This window comes from Acidithiobacillus ferrooxidans ATCC 23270 (genome assembly GCF_000021485.1).
Classification (GTDB): Bacteria; Pseudomonadota; Gammaproteobacteria; order Acidithiobacillales; family Acidithiobacillaceae; genus Acidithiobacillus; species Acidithiobacillus ferrooxidans.
In genome coordinates this window covers 2,772,501-2,797,238 of sequence record NC_011761.1, presented here as the reverse complement: position 1 = coordinate 2,797,238, position 24,738 = coordinate 2,772,501, and the positions used below count along the sequence as shown (strand labels likewise).

General features: G+C 58.5%; 24 protein-coding genes (1 of these 24 cut by a window edge). 7 read left to right on the top strand and 17 right to left on the bottom strand.

Features of this window, described 5'->3' with window-relative positions; genetic code table 11:
- Positions 1 to 391: 391 nt before the first annotated feature.
- The 5 genes from AFE_RS14255 to AFE_RS15870 form a co-directional block, all read right to left on the bottom strand.
- Complete coding sequence (locus AFE_RS14255) at positions 392 to 1,033, bottom strand: cytochrome c1 (RefSeq protein WP_225487680.1); 642 nt, start codon at positions 1,031 to 1,033, stop codon at positions 392 to 394.
- Positions 1,034 to 1,116: 83 nt separating this feature from the next.
- Complete coding sequence (locus AFE_RS14250; protein ID WP_225487342.1) at positions 1,117 to 2,262, bottom strand: cytochrome b; 1,146 nt, start codon at positions 2,260 to 2,262, stop codon at positions 1,117 to 1,119.
- Positions 2,263 to 2,352: 90 nt separating this feature from the next.
- Complete coding sequence (gene petA / locus AFE_RS15875; RefSeq protein ID WP_009566407.1) at positions 2,353 to 2,973, bottom strand: ubiquinol-cytochrome c reductase iron-sulfur subunit; 621 nt, start codon at positions 2,971 to 2,973, stop codon at positions 2,353 to 2,355.
- A 98-nt stretch (positions 2,974 to 3,071) separates the two neighbouring features.
- Positions 3,072 to 3,863, bottom strand: a complete 792-nt coding sequence (locus AFE_RS14245; protein ID WP_009566406.1) for a YciK family oxidoreductase — start codon at positions 3,861 to 3,863, stop codon at positions 3,072 to 3,074.
- Positions 3,856 to 4,638, bottom strand: coding sequence for a c-type cytochrome (locus tag AFE_RS15870; RefSeq protein ID WP_012537598.1), 783 nt, complete (start codon positions 4,636 to 4,638; stop codon positions 3,856 to 3,858). Before AFE_RS15870 ends, AFE_RS14245 begins: the two co-directional genes overlap by 8 nt.
- A gap of 648 nt (positions 4,639 to 5,286) precedes the next feature.
- On the opposite strand from AFE_RS15870, the gene AFE_RS14240 reads away from it, so the two are divergent.
- Complete coding sequence (locus AFE_RS14240) at positions 5,287 to 5,592, top strand: transposase (RefSeq protein WP_012607620.1); 306 nt, start codon at positions 5,287 to 5,289, stop codon at positions 5,590 to 5,592.
- An 88-nt stretch (positions 5,593 to 5,680) separates the two neighbouring features.
- Here AFE_RS14240 and polX read toward each other — a convergent pair whose 3' ends face one another.
- The 4 genes from polX to AFE_RS14220 are packed head-to-tail and all read right to left on the bottom strand — an operon-like array spanning position 5,681 to position 9,333.
- Complete coding sequence (polX, locus tag AFE_RS14235) at positions 5,681 to 7,411, bottom strand: DNA polymerase/3'-5' exonuclease PolX (protein WP_012537597.1); 1,731 nt, start codon at positions 7,409 to 7,411, stop codon at positions 5,681 to 5,683.
- Positions 7,412 to 7,414: 3 nt separating this feature from the next.
- Entirely contained in the window at positions 7,415 to 8,083 is a 669-nt protein-coding gene (locus AFE_RS14230) for a phosphoribosyltransferase (RefSeq protein WP_009566503.1), read from the bottom strand.
- Positions 8,080 to 8,376 carry a chaperone modulator CbpM gene (locus AFE_RS14225; RefSeq protein WP_009566502.1) on the bottom strand — a complete coding sequence of 99 codons (297 nt, stop codon included), beginning with the start codon at positions 8,374 to 8,376 and terminating at the stop codon, positions 8,080 to 8,082. Before AFE_RS14225 ends, AFE_RS14230 begins: the two co-directional genes overlap by 4 nt.
- A 24-nt stretch (positions 8,377 to 8,400) precedes the next feature.
- The gene (locus AFE_RS14220) at positions 8,401 to 9,333 is read right to left on the bottom strand and encodes a DnaJ C-terminal domain-containing protein (RefSeq protein WP_012537596.1); all 933 of its coding nucleotides are present in this window, start codon (positions 9,331 to 9,333) and stop codon (positions 8,401 to 8,403) included.
- Between the two features lie 116 nt (positions 9,334 to 9,449).
- Between AFE_RS14220 and AFE_RS14215 the strand changes: the two genes are divergently transcribed.
- Together AFE_RS14215 and AFE_RS14210 are read left to right on the top strand one after the other, a co-directional pair.
- Complete coding sequence (locus tag AFE_RS14215) at positions 9,450 to 11,579, top strand: UvrD-helicase domain-containing protein (RefSeq protein ID WP_012537595.1); 2,130 nt, start codon at positions 9,450 to 9,452, stop codon at positions 11,577 to 11,579.
- 18 nt (positions 11,580 to 11,597) lie between these two features.
- Entirely contained in the window at positions 11,598 to 12,005 is a 408-nt protein-coding gene (locus tag AFE_RS14210) for a ComEA family DNA-binding protein (RefSeq protein WP_012537594.1), read from the top strand.
- 10 nt (positions 12,006 to 12,015) lie between these two features.
- On the opposite strand, the gene AFE_RS14205 is transcribed toward AFE_RS14210, so the two are convergent.
- Positions 12,016 to 12,618, bottom strand: a complete 603-nt coding sequence (locus tag AFE_RS14205) for a cytochrome b/b6 domain-containing protein (RefSeq protein ID WP_012537593.1) — start codon at positions 12,616 to 12,618, stop codon at positions 12,016 to 12,018.
- Positions 12,619 to 12,820: 202 nt separating this feature from the next.
- On the opposite strand from AFE_RS14205, the gene AFE_RS14200 reads away from it, so the two are divergent.
- Entirely contained in the window at positions 12,821 to 13,144 is a 324-nt protein-coding gene (locus tag AFE_RS14200) for a hypothetical protein (protein WP_012537592.1), read from the top strand.
- Positions 13,145 to 13,182: 38 nt separating this feature from the next.
- On the opposite strand, the gene AFE_RS14195 is transcribed toward AFE_RS14200, so the two are convergent.
- From AFE_RS14195 to AFE_RS14185, 3 genes are read right to left on the bottom strand one after another with little or no spacing between them, the layout of a single operon-like run.
- Complete coding sequence (locus AFE_RS14195; RefSeq protein ID WP_012537591.1) at positions 13,183 to 14,115, bottom strand: homoserine kinase; 933 nt, start codon at positions 14,113 to 14,115, stop codon at positions 13,183 to 13,185.
- A 42-nt stretch (positions 14,116 to 14,157) separates the two neighbouring features.
- A complete protein-coding gene (locus AFE_RS14190) occupies positions 14,158 to 14,493 on the bottom strand; it encodes a DUF2782 domain-containing protein (RefSeq protein ID WP_009567302.1) in 336 nt (111 codons plus the stop codon).
- 20 nt (positions 14,494 to 14,513) lie between these two features.
- Positions 14,514 to 15,233: an LOG family protein gene (locus AFE_RS14185; protein WP_009567301.1), complete on the bottom strand. Its 720-nt coding sequence runs from the start codon at positions 15,231 to 15,233 to the stop codon at positions 14,514 to 14,516.
- Positions 15,234 to 15,302: 69 nt separating this feature from the next.
- Between AFE_RS14185 and polA the strand changes: the two genes are divergently transcribed.
- Positions 15,303 to 18,002 (top strand): DNA polymerase I, encoded by a 2,700-nt coding sequence (polA, locus tag AFE_RS14180; protein WP_009567300.1) that lies wholly within the window; start codon positions 15,303 to 15,305, stop codon positions 18,000 to 18,002.
- Positions 18,003 to 18,004: 2 nt separating this feature from the next.
- Here polA and kch read toward each other — a convergent pair whose 3' ends face one another.
- The 4 genes from kch to panD form a co-directional block, all read right to left on the bottom strand.
- Positions 18,005 to 19,267, bottom strand: coding sequence for a voltage-gated potassium channel protein (gene kch / locus AFE_RS14175; RefSeq protein ID WP_012537590.1), 1,263 nt, complete (start codon positions 19,265 to 19,267; stop codon positions 18,005 to 18,007).
- Positions 19,268 to 19,332: 65 nt separating this feature from the next.
- On the bottom strand, positions 19,333 to 20,073 hold the full coding sequence (gene yihA, locus AFE_RS14170) for a ribosome biogenesis GTP-binding protein YihA/YsxC (protein ID WP_318253108.1): 741 nt from the start codon (positions 20,071 to 20,073) through the stop codon (positions 19,333 to 19,335).
- Positions 20,074 to 20,177: 104 nt separating this feature from the next.
- Complete coding sequence (locus tag AFE_RS14165) at positions 20,178 to 21,371, bottom strand: MFS transporter (protein WP_012537588.1); 1,194 nt, start codon at positions 21,369 to 21,371, stop codon at positions 20,178 to 20,180.
- Between the two features lie 48 nt (positions 21,372 to 21,419).
- Positions 21,420 to 21,803, bottom strand: a complete 384-nt coding sequence (panD, locus tag AFE_RS14160; protein ID WP_012537587.1) for an aspartate 1-decarboxylase — start codon at positions 21,801 to 21,803, stop codon at positions 21,420 to 21,422.
- Between the two features lie 240 nt (positions 21,804 to 22,043).
- Here panD and AFE_RS14155 point away from each other — a divergent pair, with 240 nt between their 5' ends.
- Entirely contained in the window at positions 22,044 to 24,335 is a 2,292-nt protein-coding gene (locus AFE_RS14155; protein WP_012537586.1) for a plasma-membrane proton-efflux P-type ATPase, read from the top strand.
- A gap of 99 nt (positions 24,336 to 24,434) precedes the next feature.
- Positions 24,435 to 24,738, top strand: the 5' end (the start) of a protein-coding gene (tyrS, locus tag AFE_RS14150) for a tyrosine--tRNA ligase (protein ID WP_012607615.1). It continues 920 nt past the right edge of the window; the window shows 304 of its 1,224 coding nt (coding positions 1-304); its start codon is at positions 24,435 to 24,437; the stop codon falls past the right edge of the window.

Here is a 24,738-nt window from a genome sequence, read left to right as displayed (position 1 = left end):
AAACCATGCACTATCGCGTTATCCTAAGCATAAACCATATAATTAGCTTGATACCATATGCGCATGGGGCAATCAAGCCCTGCATCGCGATCTCCCGGAGCCGCCCCGAAGATCCCTGGAATGAGACCCTGTCAGGCGCTGGAGGTTCCGCTTTGGCGAGAACGCAGCATCCTCGACATCGGCATCAGCACTCATCATTATATCAATATGTTACCACCCACTAATAAATCATATCTCTTTACCGCGCAACGTTGTTGGCGACGGAGCATAGCGAGCCCACACCGGGGCAAACTAACACCGCGCGTTCATGTCGAAAAACCCGCCAGACCCCTAAAAACGCGCTGGTCAGGCGGGCCATCTTCATGCCCGGCATACAACAGGTATGGAACCACTAGCCCTTTGTATGGGTATTACTACGTTTTTTCTTCAGATCAATCCAATATGCTGTCTTGAGAAAATAAGCAAGAATGGTGAATAGTACCATTATGCCAATGACATATGGGCCGATAGCCATTCTTGTAAAATACGAAGGATCCGAGGCGTACCGAAGGAACGCCACGACATCTGCAACATTTTGGTGATACTTGGCAGGAGAAAGTCTTCCGGGAAAAATTACTTGCCCCTTTGACCCAACCGTACCGCCCCATGGAGCCAATATATTTGGCATGGCAACCATTGGGAACACATAATTATTCCAACCTGATGGTCGCGCAGGATCCCAATAGAATGACAGCAGGTACGTATAAATAAATTTTGAGCCAAGATACCGGTCCATATGACTCAAGTTTGGAGGAGGCTTGCCTAACCATTTGGCTGCCATGTCAGGGGGCATTGGGGAGACTATTTGTCCCTTCCAGGCCGCACCGTTCGGAAGCATGATGTCCTTCTCCACCTCTTTTTTCGTCATGCCAAGATCTGCACGGAGGTACTCGTAACGCAACGAACTAACTGAATGACACGCCATACAGTGATCTGCAAAATAACGCGCTCCAGCTATTACAGTGGTCCGGTTGAACGTATAATGCGGCGTCATCCAGTGTACCGTATTTTCCGCTCCCCATGCTATCCCGGGAATCAACATGGACACCAACAAAAACCATAGATATCTGTACGTGCTCATCCTGTAACCCTCTCCGGTACGGGCCGTGTAGGTTCTATCATGCTAACGAACGGCAGCAAGAGGTAAAACCCGAGGTATAAAGCTGTCGCCACCCGCTCGATCAAGAAATATTTAGGCAACGGTGGTTCCTGACCAATCCATGCCAAAATAATGAAGGAAACCCCCGCAACAATAAGCATTATCCTGTACACTGGACGGTATCTGCTGGACCGAACCGGGTTACGATCGAGCCAAGGCAACAGCAACGGCAGCAAGACGGATGTAATCATTATTGCGATTCCGTAATACTTGTTAGGTACCGCACGGAGCATTGCGTAATAAGGCGATAGGTACCAAGGTGGGGTTACATCTGGTAAACTGACCATCGGGTTTGCGGCAAGGAACGTCGTACGTTCCATGAATACCCCATGCATGGTTGGAGCATAAAATATAACAGAAACAAATATGGTCAGCCAAACCCCAACACCAAACAGGTCTTTCACGGTATAATATGGGTGAAATGGTACACCATCTAACGGTTTTCCATCCGGGCCCTTGTGTTTTTTGATGTCAATACCGTCGGGGTTGTTCGAACCTACCCGATGCAATGCTACGATATGGAGCGCGATGGCTGCGAGAATAATAAGGAAGAACAGAACCACGTGCAGCGCTAGAAAGCGTTGCAGTGTCGCAGACCCAATCCCGGGCCCGCCGCGCGTCAGGGTAGTAAGAGATGGCCCAACCACCGGCAGTGCGTGCATGATGGAGGTAATAACCTCGCCAGCCCAATAAGATAAATTTCCAAATGGCAATACATAGCCGACAAAGGCTTCCGCCATCATTAACAAATAAATAACATACCCGATAACCCAAACAAGCTCCCTAGGGGCACGATGCGAGCCATACAGTAGCCCGCGAAACATATGGGTATAGAGTAAGATAAATATTAAAGATACGCCATCAACATGCATATAGCGTATCAACCAGCCCCATTTTGTGTCGTACATGATGCCTTGCACTGAAGCAAAGGCATCTTGAGATGTAGGAACATAATGCGCCATCAGAAAAAACCCGCTAATCAGCTGGAGCACGATCATCAACAACAGCAATGATCCTGCATAGTATAGAATATTGAAGTTTCTTGGCGCAAAATATTCTGTCATGTGCTCCCTTATGGTCTCATCTACCGGGAGCCTCTTGTTAACCCATGCCGAAAATCTACTCATCGGATCCACTCCTCAATTATCAATCTGTCAACACAAGTGAGCTTTGGGATACATATGAGTTATCGTAGCACTCATCTTCTCTGTGGAGAGCTCATACTCCGGCACCGCCATATTATGCGGGGCTGGGGAACCCTGTATCACCCGTGCAGACAGATCGTACATTGAACCATGGCACGGGCAGTGAAATCCGCCAAGCCACCATGGTGCAACACTTCCTTTCTTCGGTCTATAATGTGGAATACAGCATAGATGATTACAGATACGTATCCCGACATACCATTCAGGAACTCTGGAACGATACATGTTTGTACAGTATGGAGGCTGCTGCGGCACTTTGCATAGCGGATCTTTCAAAATCCCTTTTGCCATCGTTTCTTTTAATGTAGCCAACATTTCCGGGGTCCGATTTATTATTATTACCGGTTTCTTCTGCCACGGCACCGTTACCTGCATACCTGGTTCAATGGGCGTCAGATCTACGGTGGTTGACGATGCTGCTTCGGCCGCTGCCGTTGGCTCCAATGAATCGACGAGCGGCACCGCAACCATTCCGGCCACCACCGCGCCAACTGCGGATGTAGCCGCCGCCAAAAATCGCCGGCGTGTAATATTTTTGTGGCCATGTTCCGAATCTGTAACTGTTGTCATTTCTATAACCTCGCTAGTGCTCTGATACAAACAGCGTAACTACCAGAGTTTGCCTTATTCCGTATTGGTATTTGCGACACTATCTAACTTCGTTCGATTTATTGCTCAAGAACAGCAACTATCTGGCGATCATCGTGTTCCGCATCCAGCCAATCTCTGGCATTCATGATCTGCCCACGTGTATTTTTGCTATCGGGCCCTAACAAATATTCATAAAGGGGCATGATCGCTATCGGTGGTGGAACGGACATTATTGACGCTCCCGGATGTGTCCTCACCCGCATTCCCGTACGGCATGGCCCAGGATTTATCACGTTCACGCGAACGTTGGTGTTTTGTAATTCAATTGCAAGCGTAAGTCCAAGGTGTTGTACTGCCGCTTTACTTACAGCATAGGCACCCCAATAACCTTTTGCCTCACGGGCGCAGTCATCAGTAATGAAAACAATGGAGGCATCCTCGGATGCCAGCAACAGTGGCAAACAGGCTTGTGTCAATAAGTATGGCGCGGTCACGTTCACTTTCATCGCGCTTTCCCACAACTCCTCGTCGTAATACTGGATCGGTGTCAATATATCGAGTTCCGCAGCGTTGTGCAGGATCCCATCCAAACGGCCTAAACTCTCCTTCAGGCGCTGCGCAAAATCCTGATAATCGCGCCCCTTGGCAGTCAGCAAATCCATGGGATGTATAACCGGCTCTTTATAACCTGAATCAACAATTTCGTCGTATACACCCTCTAGCTTCCGCTGAGTTCGGCCCAATAACACTACTTCAGCACCCAAACGAGCAAATTCTACGGCAGCACAGCGACCAATCCCTTCTCCGGCTCCTGTAACAATGATTACACGCCCGTTCAGCAAGCCATCAACTGGTACGTAATTATTCATTAGCACCTCCGGGTAAACTGCGTACATAGGTTGCTAACTCGGTAATCTGCGGCCCCGTTAGCCGCGAGGCGACGTACCGCATTATGGCATACGGATCATTGGTTCTAAGACCTTTTTTGAAATAATGCAGCTGCAATTCTACGTAGGCTCGTCGTTGACCTGCCAAGCGAGGAAAGTAAGGCGGGTCACCCAGACCGGTTGGGCCATGGCATGCCATACAGGCAGGCACATGAAGGTTAGATATTCCACCTTCATATATCTTCTTTCCTTCTGCCGCTAGTTTAGCGTTTACCATTTTTGCTTTCGGTGGAGTCTGGGTAGAGAAGTAATTTGCTACCTGTTGCACCTGTGCCGGCGTCAGCGACGCGGCCATGCCCCACATAATAGCCTTTGCCATGGGATCCGCACGCGTATGACTTCTAAAGTTATTGAGTTGTTTGACCAGATAGGGAGCCCACTGACCAGCCAAATCTGGAAACATTGATCCACCGGGGGATATTCCAGTCATTCCGTGACATGCCATACAGGTAGTGCTTACCGGTTGCGGAATGCCTCCCGCATTGGTATCCGTCGTTTTCTGTGCACTCGCCACGGATTGCGTTGGAGCCGTAACGGCCGCGGACGAAGAAACGGTGGCAGCAACAATCTTGCTGTTCGGTGCGCTTGCCGCTCCATAAGCAATTGTGTCAAAAGGCATCGCACCCATACCAATAAACACGACAGATACCATGGCCACCATCTTGCCGGATTTTTTGGTGTAGCTAAGTTGGACCATCTATCTTCACCCCCGAGTTAGCATATACTTATCATCTAATTCATCTATAACCACATAACGACTATATATGACTATAAAAACTGATTATGGTCAACCCTCTCTTTGATTGTGAAGATACTGCCCAAACTGCACATCAAAGCCTGCCTGGAAGGCGGAGCAAGAAAGGCCCTGCAGGGATGGTGATCAGGACCACCATCCCACGACCAAGCCCGTCATTTCCCGACCAATCGCTAAACAAGACCAAACGCGCTCACGGAATATACTTACCGTGTCGTTATTATTAAAAAGTGAACAAATTTGCGATAGATATAAACGCATTCAATGGTACCAATATAAGTCTGAGAGGGTCTGACTGTTGATTCAAAGCAGGAACACCTTGGGTTTTCCGGGTGAGACGGACATGGGTGGGCGATATCGACAGATGGATGCAGCAATAGAGAAGCGACCAAAACGGTGGTTTTATTAACATGCCCTTAAATACCCGACCATAGCGTGGTGTAACCTAACGCATGGAACGAATCGATGTGCGCGGTTTGAGATAGAAGAGAGGCAGATGCTCCGCCGGATGGTGGTGCGGCTGCGCAAGCAATCCGGGATGCGCGTGAAGGAGTTGGCAACGGTGTCCGGCGCAGTCCCGTCAAAAGGGCGTTGGAGCAGAATCCGGAAGCGGTTCGTCAGTGGCTGGAGCAGGACTATCGCCGCCTATGCGCCCAGGCTGCTCAGGAAGGGGCGGTGATTTATTGGGGAGATGAAACCGCCATCAAGGAGGACGCCTATGGGGTACGCGAATATGCGCCTCGGGGACAAACCCCGGTATTGGCCGTACCAGCCCGCTGGACTACGCTGTCCATGATCTCGGCGATTTCGCCACGAGGTGAAGTGGCCTTCCAGCAGAGCCCGCGCCAAATGCCGCAAAAGATCGCCAGCCATTTGCGGCACCCTGCCGCCCGCTAGGCCATGTCGGATATTCAAGGGCCGGGTTAATGATCAAAAACAGGAAATCCCCCGGCTCCGCCGGAGTGACAGTTTAGTCCGTCAATATCTACCGGCTCATGGTCGCTGCCAGCAGGGGCCGCAACTCCTCGAGCGTTCTCGTATTGAGCACGTCCTTCATCTCCAGCCAGCCGCGCTGCGCCTGCTGCAGGCCAAAACGCAGGTTGTCGAAGTCGTGAATACTGTGGGCGTCGGAATTGACGGCCAGCAGCACTCCTTCTTCCTTGGCCGTCCGCGCATGGATATCGACGAGATCCAGCCGCTCGGGCTGGGCATCGATCTCCAGAAAGCATCCCCGCTCGCGCGCATGGCGGATGATGCGGGGCATGTCGACATCCATGGGTTCCCGGCTGCCGATGAGTCGCCCGCTGGGGTGGGCGAGGATGGTGAAATGGGGGCTGTCCATGGCCTTGAGGATGCGTGCGGTCTGTTTGTTCCTGGGCAGGTCGAAGCGGTAATGCACGGCAGCCACTACCAGGTCCAGATCAGACAGGATGCCGTCGGGTAAATCCAGGCTGCCGTCTTCCAGGATGTCGACCTCTATGCCCTTGAGGAGCGTGATACCATCGAGTTCGGTATTGAGGGCATCGATCTCGTCCATCTGCCGACGCAAACGCACCGGGTCGAGGCCATGGGCGACGGTCAGGTGGCGGCTGTGCTCGGTGATAGCCAGATATTCCAGACCCGCGGCCCGGGCCGCCGCAGCCATGTCCCGCATACTATAGTGGCCATCGCTGGCCTTGCTGTGGGCGTGAAGGTCACCGCGTAAATCGCCCATCGCCACCAGTTTCGGCAGATGTCCGGCGCGGGCGGCCTGGATCTCGCCGCGGTTCTCCCGCAATTCCGGCTCGATATAGGGCAGGCCGACAGCGGCGTAGACCGACTCCTCCGTATCGCCGGCAATCCGTTCCTTTCCGCGAAAAAGCCCATATTCGTTGACTTTCAAACCCATGTCCTGACCCATGCGGCGGATGGCGATGTTGTGGGACTTGGAGCCGGTAAAATAATGCAGGGCGGCACCATAGGAGGATTCGTCCACGGCGCGCAGGTCCACCTGGAGCTTGTTTCGCAGGATCACGGTGGCTCGGGTGGTACCCTGGGAGAACACTTCCGCCACATCCTCATAGGCGGTGAAGCGTTCCATGACCGGGCTGTCTGCAGTGGCCGTAGCCAGTATATCCAGGTCGCCCACCGTATCCCTGCCGCGTCGGAAGCTGCCGGCCACCACCACCCGCCGCACACCGGGTACGTTCTGCAGATAGCGGACCAGGGCAGCGGCATACGGGGCGGCGACGGCGATGGGAAAACGGGGAACGGCGGCGATCTGGGCCTGGAGGGCTTCCAGGATGCGCGCTTCGGTTTTCTCCCCAAAACCGGGGATACTGCGAATGCGCCCCTCTCTGGCGGCGCGGGTGAGCTGGTCCACGGTTTCCACGTCCAGTTCGTGCCAAAGCGCCTTGACCCGCTTGGGTCCAAGACCCGGCACCTTGAGCAGCTCCGTCAGCGCGGGCGGGGTCTGTTTTTCCAGTTTTTCGAGGAAGGAGCAGTGTCCCGTGGTGACGATCTCGATAATTTTTTTGGCTAGATCCTCGCCGATGCCGGGCAGCTCGGTGAGATCCTCTCCAGCCTCCACCATGGTCTTGAGGTCGCTGCTCAGCCCCAGCACGAGGCGGGCGGCGGTGCGGTATGCCCGTACCCGGAAGGGGTTGGCATCCTCGATCTCCAGAAGATCAGCGATTTCGTCGAATGCGCGCGCGATGTCGGGGTTGAGAACGGGCATGGCTTACGGATGCGGCGGTTTTCGTGACGACGGTGTTTTGCGCAAGATCTCCAGCACCTCTTCGTCCTTGACTTCCCGGAAATCCGTAAAGAACTCTCCTACCGCATGAAATGGCTCCGGGGCCGACAGGTAAACCAGATCATCTGCGAGGGGGTGCAAGCGTGCGATGGTGTCGGGAGGGGCCACGGCAAAGGCGGCGATCAGACGCGCGGGCCGCTGCTGGCGAAGGAGACGCAGTGCAGCTCCCAGAGTAGCGCCGGTGGCGACGCCGTCGTCCACCACAATGACGACCCGGCCACGGGGATCGATGGCCGGGTGAATCGGCGTGTATTGCGCCCGTCTCGCCTTGATCACCTCCAGTTGCCGCGCGGCTTCGTCGCGAATGTACTGCTCGCCGATGCCCAGACGGCCGGCAATGGGATCCATCCATATCCGCCCGCTTTCATCGACGGCGCCTACGGCATATTCGGGATTGCCGGGCGCCCCGATTTTGCGTACCAGCACCACGTCGAGATCACCATGCAGCGCGTTGGCGATGATGCGCCCCATGGGCAGTGCCCCGCGGGGAATGGCGAGCACCAGGGGATCTTTGCCATCATAAGCGGCCAGGCTGTGCGCCAGTAATTCTGCAGCCGCTTCGCGGCTGGCATAATGCGGGGGATAAGTAGTCATGGTTGGAACCCCCTTAACCGCTCCAGCAAGTCCACCGCCAGCGCGGCGCCTGCCATATCGATCTCCAGATCGCGGCTGAGGCGGCGGCTGAGGCGGGCGCGATAGAGATCGAGACTGCGGAAGCGCCAGTGCTGCGGGCCGCTGCCTTCGGGATGAATGACGCCGTAATGCACCAGTTGCACGGCTTCGCCCTCGGCGCAGTGGAGCAGGCTGCAAAAGTGCGGAAAATCGAAGCAGAAACCGCCCTCTTCCAGCAACTCCGCTTCGATGACGGTGATCGGTGGTGAAACCATGGCGCATTCTCCTCGGTCTTCTGGTCAGCGGCGGGGATGGAAGTCGGACATCTCTGCCAGTTGGTTCCACAGGGCTTTTTCCGGTTCGCTGATTTTTTTGGGGACGACAATCTGGATTACGGCATACAAATCTCCAGGTGGTTTACTGCCGGCGCCCGGCAATCCCTTTTGACTGAGTCGCAGCTTCTGCCCGCTGGTGCTACCGGCCGGAATCTTCATGCGCACGTCGCCATCCAGGGTGGGAACTTCGACGCTGGCGCCGAGCACCGCCTCCCACGGAGTGATGTGCAGGTCATGATATAAATCACTGCCCTCTATCCGAAATCTGGGGTGTGGCAGAAACTGGATGTGCAGGTACAGATCCCCATTGGGACCGCCACCCATACCCGGCGCACCCTGCCCCGCCATACGCAGTCGCTGCCCTTCGCGGATGCCTTTGGGGATCTTGACGGTCAGGCGCCGCGCTTCACGGCGCATACGGCCATCGGGACCCATGGTGGGTACTTCCAGGCTGATCTCACGTTGGGCGCCGTGGGCCGCATCCTCTAGGCTGACGCGGATCGTCGCCTCGCTATCTTCGCCCTGGCTGCGGAATCCGCTCGCCCCGCCGCTTCCGAAGCCACCACCCTGCTGGCGGAATATGGACTCGAAAAAGTCGCTGAACCCGCCGCCACCCCCGCCAAAGCCACCCCCGGCCGCCTGACCCCAACCGGGCGGGGGCCGGAACTCCTGGCCGGCGCGCCAGTTGCTGCCCAACTGGTCATAGGCGGCGCGTTTCTCCGGGTCCTTGAGCACCTCGTAGGCTTCCTGGAGGTCCTTGAAGCGTTCCTCCGCATCCCTTTCCTTACTCACATCCGGGTGATATTTGCGCGCCATTTTGCGATAAGACGCTTTGATGGCATCGGCATCGGCGCTGCGTTCGACTCCCAGAATTTTGTAGTAGTCCTTGTATTCCAACTCGTCCCCCTTATCATTGGTTATAGCAGACAGCGGTCCGACTGCAAGTCTGCCTGCCACAATGCGGTCATTACGCCGTATTTTCAAGCCTGGGCGCATGCGCGCAAGGAGTTATCGTGTCTGAATGGTCTGCTCTCAATCCCCGCCAGATGGAGGCGGTGACCCTGCCGTCTGGTCCGGCGCTGGTGCTGGCGGGGGCAGGATCGGGAAAAACGCGGGTGCTGACCAGTCGTATCGCCCATTTGCTGGAAGGGGACGTATACCCTGGCGCAATTCTTGCCGTGACCTTCACCAACAAGGCGGCACGCGCTATGCGCGGGCGATTGGATGGCATGGTGGCCATGGACTTGCGGGCCTTGTGGATGGGCACCTTCCACGGCATCGCCCACCGTCTGTTGCGCATGCATCACGAAGTGCTGGGCCTGCCCGCAGACTTTCAGGTCCTGGATGCCGACGATAGCCAGCGTCTGCTGCGGCGGATCATGCGTGAAGCGCAGATGGATGAGAAGCAGTGGCCGCCGCGCGCCATGGCCGGGCGTATCGGCCGCTGGAAAGACGAGGGTTGGGGGCCGGAGCAGGTACAACAATATGAAGGTCCGGCAGCCGCGCCCTTCATTCCCATCTACAGCGCCTATGAAGCGGCTAAAAAGCGCTCCGGGCTGGTGGACTTCGGTGATCTGTTGCTCTACGCCCTGCGTCTCTGGGAATCGCCGGAAATCCTCGATCATTATCAGCGCCGTTTTCAGCATATTCTGGTGGATGAGTTTCAGGACACCAACGCGGTGCAGTACGCTTGGCTGAAGGGGCTGGCTCGGCATGGGCAGATTTTTGCGGTCGGCGACGATGACCAGTCCATTTATGCCTGGCGAGGCGCACGAGTGGAGAATCTGCTCCGCTTCGGCGAAGACTTTGCCGGGGCGCGGGTGGTGCGCCTGGAGCAGAACTACCGTTCTACGGCACCCATCCTGCAGGCGGCGAATGCCATTATCGCCCACAATTCCGATCGCCTCGGCAAAACCCTGTGGACGGCGGAACCGGGCGGTGAATCCATTCAACTCTACACCGCCTACAACGAATTTGACGAGGCGCGCTACGTGGTGGGCCGCGTTCAGCAATGGCTGGACGATGGTGGGCGGCGTGCGGACTGCGCCATCCTCTACCGCTCCAATGCCCAGTCGCGGGCCTTTGAAGAAGTGCTGGTGCGTGAAGGGATGCCCTATCGGGTCTATGGTGGCCTGCGCTTTTTCGAGCGAGCGGAGATTAAGGATACTCTGGCCTATCTACGCCTTACCGCCAACCGCCACGATGATGCGTCTTTCGAACGGGTGGTGAACGTGCCGGCGCGGGGCATTGGTGCGGTCAGTGTCGAGCGTCTGCGGAATCTGGCCCGCGAGCGCGGCCTCTCGCTCTGGCAGGCCGCCGGCGAACTCGGTCAGCCGAAAATCAGCGCGTTCCTCAATCTGGTGGATGATCTTGCCGCACGAACGGCGGAGGCGGATCTCGGCGAGCGGGTGGAGATGGTACTGGCCCACACCGGCCTACGTGAATGGCACGGCCGCGAGGGCGACCGCGCCGAAGGCCGCCTGGAGAATCTGGATGAACTGATCAATGCGGCACGCGGCTATGCCCAGGACTGGTCCGCCGACCCCAATCTCGGTGATCTTGCGCCGCAACCGGGGAATATGCTCTCGGAGTTCCTGACCCATGCTGCCCTGGAAGCCGGGGATGGTGCCGGAGACGCCTGGGAGGACTGTGTACAGTTGATGAGCCTGCACAGCGCCAAGGGTCTGGAGTTCCCGCTGGTGTTTCTGGTGGGGCTGGAAGAGGGGCTGTTTCCCCATCAGCGCTCTCTGGAAGACCCCCAGGGGCTGGCTGAGGAACGGCGCCTGTGTTACGTCGGCATGACCCGGGCCATGCGCCTGCTGGTCATCAGCCATGCCGAGAGCCGCCGCCTGCACGGCAGTGAGCGGATGACCATACCCTCGCGCTTTCTGCGGGAGATTCCCCGGGAACTGCTGCGGGAGCTGAGGCCACGGGCACGGGTCAGCCGACCTGCTATGCCAGTGCGAGTACAGGCACCGGAAATGCCCTATCCCCTGGGGGCGCGCCTCCAGCACCCGGTCTTTGGTGAGGGAATGGTGCTGGATTACGAGGCTGGCGGCCGCCAGGGCCGGATTCAGGTGCAGTTTGCCTCGGGAAGCAAATGGCTGGCGCTGGGGGTGGTGGCTTTGGAGCGGTTACCTTAAAACAAGGAGTGGAGCGTGATGGAAATGAAACTGCAGGGCATTTTGTGCGTGCTATTTCTGTTGTTCGCCCCCGCCGTCTGGGCGTCGGTGAATATCAATACCGCGGACGCGACGGCGCTGGATGCGCTGCCGGGCATCGGTCCGGCCAAGGCCCAGGCGGTGCTGGAATACCGGCAGGCGCACGGGCCTTTCCGGAGCGTGGATGAACTCACCAGTGTTCACGGTATCGGTCCCAGGCTCCTGGAGCGGTTGCGCCCGGTGCTCAGTCTCGATGGTGCCACGACCCTGCCACAAACCGCAGCCAGACGCCCAGGGCATTCCCATACCGCCGTGCCGACCGGCGAGGAGCGCGTTGTCCGACACGGTAGTCACGGGTATATCCTGGAAAGTGGTCCGCAGACGAACGCTTTCTCGCTGAAGGACTAAGCGATCTGCCTCAGTCCATCGGGCGGAAAATCCCCCAGATCGGTTCGCGATGCCAGGCATGCAGGACCGCCATGCCGACATGCCCGATCCAGTAGACCCAGACCACGGTACCCAGGAATTCGTGCAGGGGAACCAGCATGTGCAGGGTGTCCCCCGGCGGGGTCCCGCTCTGGGGCAGGAAAAAGAAAATGACGGAGCCGATGACCCCGGTGCAGGTCACCGCCAGCAGTCCCAGACCATGCATCAGGCCGGCCAGCCCGCAACGGGGCCCGGTTGGCGGCAGGCGGGCACGCAGCAGCATGCGGGCATCTGCCAGGATGGACGCCCACGGCCCTCTCCAAGGAAAGATCTCACGGCGGATCTGCGGTTCGCTGGCAATCCATAACCACTGCCAGAGAATGAACAGCACCGTCATCAGGCCAATCCAGGAATGGAGGCTGAAGAGGATGCCGCCGATACTGCCATAGTTGGCATGCTTCCAGTTGGGCTCCATCCACAGCGAAGACCAGAGCTGCCAGGTGACGCCAAAGGCAATCCCTGCGTGCAGCCAACGGCCCTCCCGGGGCCAGATATTGCGGGGTGGTTTCGAGTTGGCTTCTGCACACAGGCTCATTGGGCGACGCCTCCACGTCATAAACGGACCGGATTCAGGGTGGATCGGAGCACTCTAACCCAGGCAGGCCGGACCGCCAAGATGATGCTTGAATCCTGACCCCGGCAGGACTATAAGAACACTCTGATATCCTTAAACCAGGGGCCCGGCGCGAGCGTGAAAGGTCGCTGGATACCGGCTGGTGCAGATAAGGGAGGGGCCCATGATCTGGCTGTACGTCATCAACACCTGCATCGCCGTAGGTATCGTCCTGGCCGTGCTCTTTCCGCGCCAGACCCAACGGCTGCTGCGCTTGCTGGGTTTGTGGAACCTGGTCAGTTCGGTCGATACCGTACGGTTTCAAAAAATCATGCAGAGTCTGGGAATCTTTCTGATGGTGGCGGCGGTTGCACTCTTCGCCTCGATCCTTGCCGGTGGGCATCCGCTGGATTGGGCCTTACCGGCCAGCGAGGGCCTGTTCTTCGGGCTCGCGCTGGTGGTGCTCGCACACTGGTCGGGAAAGAAGCCACCCGATGATCAATCGTGATACCAATGGCGTGTCTCCGAGCAGCGTCAGGCTGGAGGCTAAGCGCCTCGCTGGCGCATGAGGAGGATCCGCCGGTATTCCTCCGGGTCTTTGCATTGGGTGATGGTCCCGGGGCGGCGAAAGTGCATGGCATCCAGGCGCAAGAGCCAGAAGCGCAGGGCCGCTGCGCGCAGCAGTGGAAACCACAATGCTTCCTCGCCGGTCTGCAGAGGTCGGGTAGCCACATAGGCATCCCACAACGCCGTAACCAATGCCCGGTCGAAACGACCATCGGCTTCCGAGCACCAGGCATTGGCCACCACCGCCAGATCGTAAAGCCAGGCATCGTCCCCAGCATAGTAAAAATCGATGGTGCCGGAGATCTGGCCTTTTTCGAACAGCACATTATCGGGAAAAAGATCCGCATGGACGACGCCACCGGGAAGATCCCTGCGATTGAGTGCGCTCTGATAGGCAATTTCATCCGCAATCACGGCGTTGTTTTCCGGGCTCAAGTGCGGCACCAGATGTCTGGCCGTTTCCTGCCACCAGAGGAGTCCGGCGGGGTTGGGGTGCCGCTCCGGGAAGGTCTCTCCGGCCAGATGCATGCGCGCCAGCAAGGTGCCGAGCATGCCGATTTCGGTAACAGAGGGTACCCGCCCCTCGATGGACGCACCACTCAGACGCTGAACGATGGCCGCCGGTTTGCCGCATAACGTACTGAGACTGGTTCCTGCGGTGGTATGCACTGGGCGTGGGCAGGGAATGCCGTGTAGGCTCAGCCATTCGGTGAGATCCAGAAAATAAGGAATTTTATTACGCGGCAGACGCTCGAATATGGTCAGGACAAAATGACCTTTTTCGGTGTCGAGGAAATAGTTGCTGTTCTCTACACCGGCGGAGATGCCGGTCAACGCGCAGGCGCCGCCGAGCTCATAGTCTCTGAGAAATTGCGCGAGTTCGTGTTCGCTGACATTGGTATAAACAGACATAAACGGCACTTTCGCTCGGAGATGGGGAGGAACAGGGCAGAATTACCAGCGGAAAATAACCCAATGTGGCACACTCAGGTGTTCAGCTGCCGTCTGCGGCACCTCGGTGAAGCGGCCGGTGCCACCCTTGTCTTCCAGATAGTAGGGTGGGAACGGTTTGGGTGGGATGACCTTGACCATGTACACCTTGCCATTGACCTTATATTCCTCGATCCGGGAGCCTTTCGGCACTTTGATCTCGGCTTTGGGACCGGTTTTGGCCTTGGGGGCCAGCGTCGGCAGATGCAGTTTTTGGAGATCGTCCGCAGCCCATGTGGAGAGGCTGGTGCCTAACGCAAAGCAGGCACCGACAACTATGACGAAGATACGTATGGACATGGTAATACTCCCTGGGGTCCTTAAAGGTTGAGAAGGGCCTCTGTCTCAGCGGCGGACGGCGCAAAGCCGCGTTTTTCATAGTGATTGAAAATGGCCGATACCACTTCGTCGGTGTCGTCGATCATGGTGATGAGATCGAGATCTTCCTGTCGGATGGTGCCTGCGGTGAGCATGGAGTCCCGCCACCAGTCGATCAGCCCTTTCCAGAAGCTGGACTCCACCAGGATGATGGGCATTTTGCGGGTCTTGCCCGTCTGGACCAGGGTCAGGCACTCGGCCAGTTCGTCCAGGGTTCCGAAACCGCCCGGCATCACCACGTAGGCGACCGCATATTTTACGAACATGACCTTGCGTGAGTAGAAATGCTCGAAGGATATGGAGACATCCTGGTAAGGGTTGGTGTGTTGCTCATGGGGCAGTTCGATATTGAGCCCGATGCTGTAGCCCGTGCCGCGAAAGGCGCCCTTGTTGGCAGCTTCCATCACGCCGGGACCGCCGCCGCTGATGACGGAAAACCCGGCATTGGAGAGTTTCTCGGCAATTTCCTGGGCTTTCAGATACCAGGGATGTTCCGGCTCGATGCGGGCTGAACCGAAAATGCTGACACAGGGTTCGACGTCGGCCAGCTTTTCGTAACCATGTACAAACTCAGCGATAATCTGAAAAATTTTCCAGGCTTCACGGGTGAGGCGCCCCTCGCCCTTGTCGCGCAGTTTTTCCGCATCGAGATGTGCCCGCATCCGTCGTTCCAGTGTCAATGGTGGTAGTTTTCCGTATTATGACGGAAATCCGCGGAGAAGTCTCAGACCATGCCCCAAGATCCCCGTATCCTCGTCGATGCCTCCAGTTTCCTCTATCGTGCCTTTCACGCGCTGCCTGACTTGCGCGCCCCGGACAATCTTCCGACCGGAGCCATTTACGGCGTCGCCAACATGCTCCGCCGCCTGCTGAAGGAGCATCCGAGTGACGAAATCATCGTCATATTCGACGCCCCCGGCGGGACATTTCGGGACAGACTTTATCCTGAGTATAAGGCACACCGGCCGGCCATGCCGGAGGAGCTACGAGTCCAGGTTCCGCTGCTGCACGACTGGATCAGGGCCACCGGCCTGCCGCTCGTGATCGAGCCCGATGTGGAGGCGGATGACGTGATCGGCACCCTGGCCCGGGAGGCGGCGCCCGACCAGCAGGTGCTTATCGTCACCGGCGACAAGGACATGGCCCAATTGGTGAACTCGCGGGTGCGGCTTATCGATACCATGAAAGGTATCGAAACGGATGCGGCCGGGGTTGAGGAGCGCTTTGGTGTACCGCCGGAGCGTATTGCCGACCTGCTGGCGTTGATCGGCGACAAGGTGGACAACATTCCCGGCGTGCCCGGGGTCGGACCGAAAACGGCTGCCCGGTGGCTGACGCAATATGGCGATCTGGACGGTGTGCTGGCCCACGCCGGCGATATCGGCGGCAAGGTGGGTGAGGCGCTGCGTGCCTCCGCACATTATCTGCCTTTGAGCCGCGATCTGGCGACCATTCGCTGTGATCTGACGCTGCCTGTCGCGACGTACGCCCGCCGGGCGGCGGATGTGGTCGCCTTGCGGGCGTTGGCGCAGCGCCTGGGTTTTCAGGCCTGGCTCAGGGACCTGCCTGCGGGCGATGCGGGGAAAGTGCCGGAAAAGCGGAGCAGTGATATAGATCGCGCCGCCTACCGGGCCATCACCACTGCGGAAGCGCTGGATGTGCTGCTGCTTGCCCTGAAAGCGGCCGATGTGGTCGCTTTGGATACGGAAACCACGAGCCTCGATCCGCTGCATGCCGATCTGGTGGGAATTTCCTGTGCCTGGCAGGCCGGTGGCGACTATCAGGCTGTCTACGTTCCCGTTGGCCACCGCGACGCTGGTCCGCAACTGGATCGACAGACAGTCCTCACCGCCTTGCGCCCGTGGTTGGAAGACCCGCAGGCCGCCAAGCTGGCCCAGAACGCTAAATACGATTGGCGGGTTTTCTGGCGACATGGCATCCACCCCGCCGGCCTGGCCCGCGACACGTTGCTGGAAAGCTACGTCTTAAACAGCAGTCACAATGGTCACGATCTGGATACCCTCGCCGAGCGCTACTTGCAACATCAGAATATCCGCTACGAAGAGGTGGTCGGCAAAGGCAAGTCAGCGCGTAATTTCGCCGATGTGCCGGTAGCGGAGGCGCTGCCCTACGCGGCAGAGGATGCCGATGTCTGTCTGCGTGTGGACGCGCTGCTCTGGCCGCGGTTCGCCAGCGAGCCGGGCTTGCGGCGCGTGTTGATGGAAATAGAGATGCCGCTGGTGCTGGTGCTGGCGCGTATGGAAGAAGCGGGCGTCAAAATCGATCGTGCCCAGCTCGAAGTGCTGAGCACGGAACTGAGTAGAGACATGGCGGACTGTGAACAGAAGGCCTTTGTTCTGGCGGGGCAGTCCTTCAACCTCAACTCCCCAAAGCAGATTCAGGAAATTCTCTTCGACAAGATGCGGTTGCCGGTACTCAAGAAAACCCCCGGCGGTCAGCCGTCGACCAATGAAGATGTGCTCGCCCAGCTCGCTGTTCATGCCGATCTGCCGCGCCTGATTCTGGATTATCGTGGCATGGCCAAGCTCAAGAACACCTATGCGGATGCACTGCCGCAGATGATCAATCCCGACACCGGCCGGGTCCATACCCATTTTCAGCAGGCGGTCGCGGCCACCGGACGCCTTTCCTCCAACGATCCGAACCTGCAAAATATCCCGGTGCGTACCGAACAGGGTCGGCGTATCCGCCAGGCTTTTGTCGCCGAGGAGGGGCACTGGCTGCTGAGCGCCGATTACTCACAGATCGAACTGCGTATCCTGGCCCATCTCTCCGGGGATGCACGCCTGTTGCAAGCCTTTGCGGAGGGCGAGGACATTCATGCGGTTACCGCTGCCGAGGTCTTTGATCTGGCTCCGGAAGATGTGGACAGTGCCGCACGTCGTGCCGCCAAGGCTATCAACTTCGGTCTGATTTATGGGCAGACGCCCTACGGCCTTGCGCAACAGTTGGGCATTGATCAGGCGGCCGCGCGGCAATACATGGACCGTTACTTCGAGCGCTATCTGGGTGTTCTCGAATATATGGCGCAGACCCGTGCCCTGGCGAAAAAGCAGGGCTATGTGGAGACACTCTTTGGCCGTCGCCTGTATGTACCGGAGATTCGCTCCAGCAACCCGGCTCGGCGTACTTATGCCGAGCGTGCCGCCATTAACGCACCTATGCAGGGCACTGCGGCGGATCTCATCAAGATGGCGATGATTGCCGTGGATGCCTGGTTGCAGGAACGGCCCGAGCGTGGTCGGATGATTCTCCAGGTACATGACGAACTGATTCTGGAGGTGCCGGAGGCCGGCCTGGAGGCTGCGAAGTCGGCACTAAAGGCGCGTATGGAGGGGGTAGCGGAACTGGCGGTGCCGCTCCTCGTGGGGTTGGGTATCGGCAAGCACTGGGATGAAGCGCATGGCTGAACTCAGTCTTTCCCGGCGGTCTCCGTGCCGCTGCTGAAGCGGAACATCTTCATCACTGCGTCGCTGTCCAGTTGTTCGCCGTTGAGGGCCATGGCCAACAGTTCCCCGCCCAGCACCTGGGGGGCGATGATCATGTCTGGCTGCACCCGGCGGACGCGTCCCAGATTTTTGCTATCGTTGACGGCAGCTACGGTTTTGGCGGAGCCCTCCATTTCTTTGACCGCCAGCACCACAAAGGCATTTTCCGAGTCGTCGGCCCGTAGGGCAAGTACCGCCGCTGCCTGGTCGGCCCCGGCACTGCGCAGCACGTCCGTGTCGCTGGAGTCGCCGATAACGAGATCTTCCGGCTGATAGATGGAGTCATCAGGCTGATGCCCCATAACCATTACCACGGGTAGATTGCGACTCTTGAGTTCGCGATAGCTGTTGCGCGCCAGCGGGGTGTCGCCCGCAATAATATAATGGCCTTTGCGGATCATGTGGCGCTTTTCTCCTTGCAGGGCGGATTGCAGGCGGTTGTTCACTGCCGGAACGATAATGGCCGAAAGCGACGTGGCAAACACCGTTATCCCCAGCACGATTAAAGATACCACAAAAAGCCGCGCTTCGTTGCTGACCGGCAGGATATCGCCGTAGCCCACGGTAGCCATGGTGACCACCGAAAAATACAGTGCCGTAGACAGGCTATGAATCTGCGGTCTGAACCCGTTCCCCAGAATATATGCGCCAAAGATGCCGTAGCTCATGACCATGATGGCGCCGACCAACGCAAACAGGGTGCCGGTGGCCAGACTGCTGCGGTTAAAACGGCCGCGAAATATCCAGAGGAAAAAGACCAGCGCGGCATTATAACACAGCAGCACGGTAATCTGCTGAGGATGGCGGTAAATTCCAAAGGCGAGGATGGCCGTCGCCATGGTCAGGACGATAGCCCAGGCAAAACGGGAGCGGAAGACCAGGCCCAGGGACATGATCAGCAACACCACGCCCGCAGCACCCTGGGGAACGCCGCGAAAGGCATCCAGCACAAAACTGTGCGAGACATCCGCCAGACTGTCGGTGTAGCTCAGGCCCAGCAGATGCTCCAGCGCCGGGAGGATATTGAAGAGCCCGAGAAAACCTACCGCCGCCGCGATGGGAAAATGCGGATACCAGTCCTCCAGGTGGAGGACGTTCGTCCAGTGCTGCCTGCGCGCGCGCCAGCGGGCACGCCGGTCTGGCCGCAAAACGTGCCAGGGATGCTGCTCACTGAACTTTTTTGGCACGCGTCACTCCAACGCTATAGATGACCCTTTGGTTGTCTGGGTCCGGTCTACCCTCCCTGACCGGATCATGAGTTCTCCCCTCCCTTTGAGAACTCGCTATTCGCCCCAGCTCCGGCTGGGGTTTCTTTTTCTGAATCCGCTGAGAACCATCTTGCGATACGTTCATGCAACTCATCTATACCCAACCCCGACTGGGCAGAAAACAGCTGCATGGCGACCCCCTGCAATTCCGGAATCCGCCGCAAGCGGGCCATTTCCTGAATCGCCGCACCACGGCTGAGTTTGTCTGCCTTGTTGAGCAAGACATGCACCGGTCTGCTGCAGCCCTCCGCGAAGGCAATGAGGTCGGCATCGTGGGCAGTATAGGGGTGGCGGATATCCATGACCAGGATCAATCCGCGCAAGCTGCCGCGCCGCCGTAGATATTGTTCGAGCAGTGGCCCCCAGGAGCGCCGCAGTGCCTCGGGGACCTTGGCGTACCCGTAGCCGGGCAGGTCCACGAGGCGTTGCCCCGGATCGAGATCGAAAATATTGATGGCCTGGGTACGGCCCGGGGTGCGACTGACTCGCGCCAGTGCCCGGCGCTCGGTCAGCATATTGAGGGTGGATGACTTGCCGACATTGGAACGACCGGCAATGGCTACTTCGGCGCCATCATCGGCGGGCAACTGGCCAGCCTGGGTCACACTCAGGCGATAGGCCGCCCGCCGTAGCGGCGCGAAACGAAAGGAATTGGGGTTGGTATGGTCCATGCCCAAAGCATAGTCGCCATGCGCCTTGTCTGGCAATCGGAAGCCTAAATTCATGCCTGTCACGGCTTGGGTCCGGCCCGCTGCGGCCGTAAGCGGGCCGATACGATGAGGGCCGCCGGTATCGCCTGACCACGTCCGGCGACGGACAGCGCCACCGGCTACGCGCCTTGGTCGTGGTCCTCCGCCCGGCTAAAAAACCGCTGGAAAAAGTATAGATAAAGGCCTTGCAGCGCCCCCGCAATCAAAAAAGGCGTTACCAGCATCTCTGCCTGAAAGAACAGGGCGGTAATGGTCGGGCCGATAGAGCGCGGTGCCTGCACTGACAGGCTGTTCACCGTCGCGGCCAGGCCGCGTTGGCTCTTGTCCACCAGACCCAGAAAGAGGGCCTGCCGTGAGCCTATGCTCCCCTGATTCAAGGCCGCGCGGGCGATGAAGAGCAGCATCGCCACCCAGAAAAACGGTGCAAACGGCAGAGCCAGCAGTAGCGCCAACCCGAGCAGACGCATACGCAAAACCGTTCCGACCAGGCCAAAGCGCCGAATGAGGTGTAGACCGATCAGCGACATGAAAGCGGCACTGACGAAGGCGAGGGCCATCGCGCCACCAATCGCCGCGGGCCCCACCCCAAAGCGCAGGTGAAACCAGTACGCCATCAACGGTCCTACCATACCAATTCCCAGACCATTCAGTGCATTAATAGTACCGAAAGTCAGCAACACCCGCCAGATGGGCTTGCGCACCTTCGGAGGAGCAGTCTGTATCTGCTCACTGTGCACTGCGGATGCCGTATCGGCCGTCGATTCTTTTGCCGCACCCAAAAACAGCAGACAGATAAGCGAACCCAGCAAGACAACCAGGAAGAGCAACCTGTAGGCCTCGGTACCCGGCAATACGCCTGCCAATAGGCCGGGTAAGGCTGCCAGCGTAGCGCCGGCGGCCATCCCCAGGAGCCCGATGCTGGTATTCAAATGGAACACCTGTCCCCATTGCCCGCGGGTTACACTCCGGGATATCCAGGATTGCTCCGCTGGTGCGAAGGGCCCTGCCCCGCCGTTGGCGCCGCGACCGAACCCGCCCAATACGGCTGCCAGAGTGAGCCAGATGGGCTGGGCGGTACTCAGCGCGATGGACGCCGCGATGAGCTGAACTGCCTCGTAGCCCAGCAGAAAGCCTTTGGCACCAAAGTGATCGCTCAGGGGGCCCACCAGCAGTGTCGCTACAGCGCCGACCAGCAGGCTGGCCGAGTACAGGAGGCCAATAGCCAATGCCGACCAATGCAGGGCATGCAGATAGAGTGCAAAGTCGACGACCAGCGCACCCTGCCCCACGCTGCGCGCGGCGCGTGCACCCATCAGCAGTCGCGCAGTACGGGGGACCCCTTTCAGCAAGGGGGGTGTCGTTCAGGCAGGGGCGGAGTCAATGTGCTGGTTGCGCCGTATGATGCGATTGTGCTCGTCTACATAGACCAGTTGCGGTCGGAAACCGGCCACGGCATCTGCGGTGACCTGTGCGTAGGCGGCGATGATCAGTACGTCTCCCAGGGACACCCTGCGCGCCGCCGCACCATTGACCGAAATGATACCCGACCCCGCTGACGCGCTGATCGCATAGGTGCTGAATCGGTCACCGTTATTCACATCGTAAATGTGTATCTGCTCATAAGGATGAATGCCCGCCGCAGCCAGCAGCTCGCTGTCGATCGCACAGGAACCCTCGTATTCCAGTTCGACAGCCGTGACCCGCACCCGATGCAGTTTGCCCTTCAGGAGGGTTAACAGAATCATCGCCGACCCTCTCCCCGGGGCGGGCGGCTGGTCAGCCGGATTGCCCTCCCGGCGACAGACGCCAGGGCAACCGGCATCCCTGCCTCGATCACCATTTTTCCCAGAAGATTTAACATGACGCCATGCTCCCCATGCAACGCGATCTGCGCAGTTTACTACCAGCATGGCCCATGGGGGAATCTTCGCGGGCCTCGGGGTTCTATACTTGGGAAAACGTAAAAGATATCAGGATAACGGAATATGCCGGAAAACACCTGTAGCGGACTGAGCAGTGATGAAGCGCGGCAACGGCTTGCCCAATATGGCCCCAATGCAGTCATCGAAGAAAAACCCAAAAACTGGCTGCTCTTTCTCCACAAGTTCTGGGCACCAGTACCCTGGATGCTGGAAGGCACCCTGATTCTGGAGGCCATATTGGGTAGGTGGCCGGAAGCGATCATCATCACTTTGCTCCTCATTTTTAATGGAGTGCTCGGCTTCAGCCAGGAGCGCAAGGCGCAGAGCGCACTGGAACTGCTGAAAGAGCGACTGCGGATTCAGGCCCGCGCCTGTCGCGATGGACAATGGCAAAGTATCCCGGCCGCCGACCTTGTGCCGGGCGACCTGGTTCATGTGCGGGTCGGGGATATGGTTCCCGCCGATCTGCATCTCAGCGATGGTGGCATATTGGTGGACCAATCCGCACTGACGGGCGAGTCCATGCCCGTGGAGCGGGCAGCGGGCGACAGCCTCTATTCCGCCTCGGTCGTCCGCCGCGGCGAAGCTTCCGGGGAAGTTACGGCCACGGGAGCCAAAAGCTATTTTGGCAAGACCGCTGAACTGGTGCGCGGCGCCGGTGCCAAAAGTCACCTGGAAGAACTGGTGCTCTCCATCGTCCGTTATCTGGTAATGATGGACGTCATTCTCGTCGCCGCGATCCTGATTTACGCAGCCGCCAGCCACGTCCCCCTTGCGGAAATATTGCCTTTTGCGCTCATCCTGTTGGTTGCTTCGGTACCGGTGGCGCTGCCCGCCACTTTCACCCTGGCTACGGCCATCTCCTCCCTGCATCTGGTGCACCGGGGTGTGCTGGTCACTCGCCTGGCCGCCGTGGAGGAAGCCGCTGCCATGAGCGACCTCTGTAGTGACAAAACCGGCACTCTCACTCAGAACCGCCTCAGCCTCAGTCAGGCAAAGGGTTGGCCCGGCGTGGAAGAGACGGAGCTTCTGAAGATGGCGGCCATCGCCAGTGACAGTGCCACTCAGGATCCCATTGATCTCGCCGTTCTCCGTGCATCGGTAGCCCAGACCCCACACCTCCCGGACCGTCAGCAGTTCGTGCCTTTTGATCCCGCCACCAAGCGTTCGGAGGGGGTTTTCATGCAGGACGGCGCATCCTGGCGCGCACTCAAAGGCTCACCCCAGATCATCGCCAAACTCTGCGGCAATACGGACTGGGAACAGGCGACAACGGATCTCGCCGCCGGTGGCGCAAGGGTGCTCGCCGTGGCAGCGGGCCCGGATGGCCAACCACGATTTTTCGGTCTGCTTGCGCTCGCTGACCCGATCCGCCCGGATGCGGCCCAAGTCGTTCAACAATTACAGGAACTGGGCGTGCAGGTGCGCATGGTCACCGGTGACAGTCCGCAGACCGCAAAAAATGTTGCCACAGCGCTGGGTATCATGGGCAGCGTTTGTGACGGCAAGGCCCTGGCTGAGGACTGTGGTGTGTATGCCGGAGTCTTCCCCGCTGATAAGTTTCATCTGGTGCAAGGGTTGCAGAAAAAAGGTCGGATCGTCGGAATGACGGGCGACGGGGTCAACGACGCCCCCGCCCTCAAACAGGCAGAGATGGGCGTGGCCGTGGAAAGCGCCACCGATGTTGCCAAGGCGGCGGCCAGCCTCGTGCTCACCGCGCCCGGTTTGCAGGGGGTGCTTGATGCGGTGGTCACCGGGCGGCGCGTCTATCAGCGCATGCTCACCTACACCCTCAATAAAATTGTCAAAGTCTTTCAGGTCGCCCTGTTCCTGAGCCTGGGCTTCCTGCTGTTCCGCAGCTTTGTGGTTACCCCGCTGCTGGTTCTTCTGCTGCTCTTTGCCAACGATTTCGTGACCATGTCCCTGGCGGAGGACAACGTGCGTCCCTCGCCGAAACCGGATCGCTGGGACATACATACCCTGGTATTTTCCTCGCTGGTCGTTGCCTTCGCCTGGCTGATTTATATCTTCGCCGTGTATGGTGTGGGCCGGTCGCTGGGGCTGCCGCTGGCATCCGTGCAGACCCTGGATTTCCTTGGACTGGTATTTTCCGGCCTGGCCAATGTTTTTTTGGTGCGGGAGCGTGGCCATCTCTGGGCGTCAGTCCCCGGTCGCTTCCTGCTCTGGGCCAGCCTCGCGGATATTCTGGTGGTGGGCGGTCTGGCTGCGATGGGTTGGTTGATGGCGCCCTTACCGATGCCGATTATCGTCGGCCTGCTCCTGGCGACGATGGTCTACACCCTGATCCTCGACCAGATCAAGGTGCCTTTGTTGCGGCGACTAACCAGTGCCTGACCGTGACCCATGGCGCCAATCCCGGTGTCGGCAAAGAGCATTCAGCCGAGAGCCCGCCGATGCTAATATGCAGCCTCATCACAAGACACCGGCCAATTTATGACTATGAAGCATCAGGATGCATTCGAACAAATCGCGTTTGGCACCGTCGACATGCTGCCCGAAGGCGAAATGCTGGCGCGGCTCGCAGCGGCGCAGCGCGATAACCGCCCCCTACGGATCAAGCTGGGCATGGATCCCACCGCCCCGGATCTGCACCTGGGGCATACCGTGCTACTCCATAAGGCCCGTCAATTCCAGGATCTCGGCCATCGCCTGCTGTTCGTTATCGGCGATTTCACCGCCATGATCGGCGACCCCACGGGCAAGAGCGTTACCCGCAAAGCGTTGAGTCGCGAAGAGG

What these genes read in the sequence shown, in the direction of transcription:
- AFE_RS15870 (WP_012537598.1), bottom strand. Translation starts at nt 4,638, where the DNA reads ATGGTCCAACTTAGCTACACCAAAAAATCCGGCAAGATGGTGGCCATG.
- AFE_RS14245 (WP_009566406.1), bottom strand. Translation starts at nt 3,863, where the DNA reads ATGAATAATTACGTACCAGTTGATGGCTTGCTGAACGGGCGTGTAATC.
- AFE_RS14205 (WP_012537593.1), bottom strand. Translation starts at nt 12,618, where the DNA reads ATGAGCCTGTGTGCAGAAGCCAACTCGAAACCACCCCGCAATATCTGG.
- polX (WP_012537597.1), bottom strand. Translation starts at nt 7,411, where the DNA reads ATGCCCGTTCTCAACCCCGACATCGCGCGCGCATTCGACGAAATCGCT.
- AFE_RS14210 (WP_012537594.1), top strand. Translation starts at nt 11,598, where the DNA reads ATGGAAATGAAACTGCAGGGCATTTTGTGCGTGCTATTTCTGTTGTTC.
- AFE_RS14190 (WP_009567302.1), bottom strand. Translation starts at nt 14,493, where the DNA reads ATGTCCATACGTATCTTCGTCATAGTTGTCGGTGCCTGCTTTGCGTTA.
- AFE_RS14155 (WP_012537586.1), top strand. Translation starts at nt 22,044, where the DNA reads ATGCCGGAAAACACCTGTAGCGGACTGAGCAGTGATGAAGCGCGGCAA.
- yihA (WP_318253108.1), bottom strand. Translation starts at nt 20,073, where the DNA reads ATGAATTTAGGCTTCCGATTGCCAGACAAGGCGCATGGCGACTATGCT.
- AFE_RS14165 (WP_012537588.1), bottom strand. Translation starts at nt 21,371, where the DNA reads ATGGGTGCACGCGCCGCGCGCAGCGTGGGGCAGGGTGCGCTGGTCGTC.
- AFE_RS14200 (WP_012537592.1), top strand. Translation starts at nt 12,821, where the DNA reads ATGATCTGGCTGTACGTCATCAACACCTGCATCGCCGTAGGTATCGTC.
- polA (WP_009567300.1), top strand. Translation starts at nt 15,303, where the DNA reads ATGCCCCAAGATCCCCGTATCCTCGTCGATGCCTCCAGTTTCCTCTAT.
- petA (WP_009566407.1), bottom strand. Translation starts at nt 2,973, where the DNA reads ATGACAACAGTTACAGATTCGGAACATGGCCACAAAAATATTACACGC.
- AFE_RS14230 (WP_009566503.1), bottom strand. Translation starts at nt 8,083, where the DNA reads ATGACTACTTATCCCCCGCATTATGCCAGCCGCGAAGCGGCTGCAGAA.
- AFE_RS14185 (WP_009567301.1), bottom strand. Translation starts at nt 15,233, where the DNA reads ATGCGGGCACATCTCGATGCGGAAAAACTGCGCGACAAGGGCGAGGGG.
- AFE_RS14250 (WP_225487342.1), bottom strand. Translation starts at nt 2,262, where the DNA reads ATGACAGAATATTTTGCGCCAAGAAACTTCAATATTCTATACTATGCA.
- panD (WP_012537587.1), bottom strand. Translation starts at nt 21,803, where the DNA reads ATGATTCTGTTAACCCTCCTGAAGGGCAAACTGCATCGGGTGCGGGTC.
- AFE_RS14195 (WP_012537591.1), bottom strand. Translation starts at nt 14,115, where the DNA reads ATGTCTGTTTATACCAATGTCAGCGAACACGAACTCGCGCAATTTCTC.
- AFE_RS14255 (WP_225487680.1), bottom strand. Translation starts at nt 1,033, where the DNA reads ATGACGCCGCATTATACGTTCAACCGGACCACTGTAATAGCTGGAGCG.
- AFE_RS14225 (WP_009566502.1), bottom strand. Translation starts at nt 8,376, where the DNA reads ATGGTTTCACCACCGATCACCGTCATCGAAGCGGAGTTGCTGGAAGAG.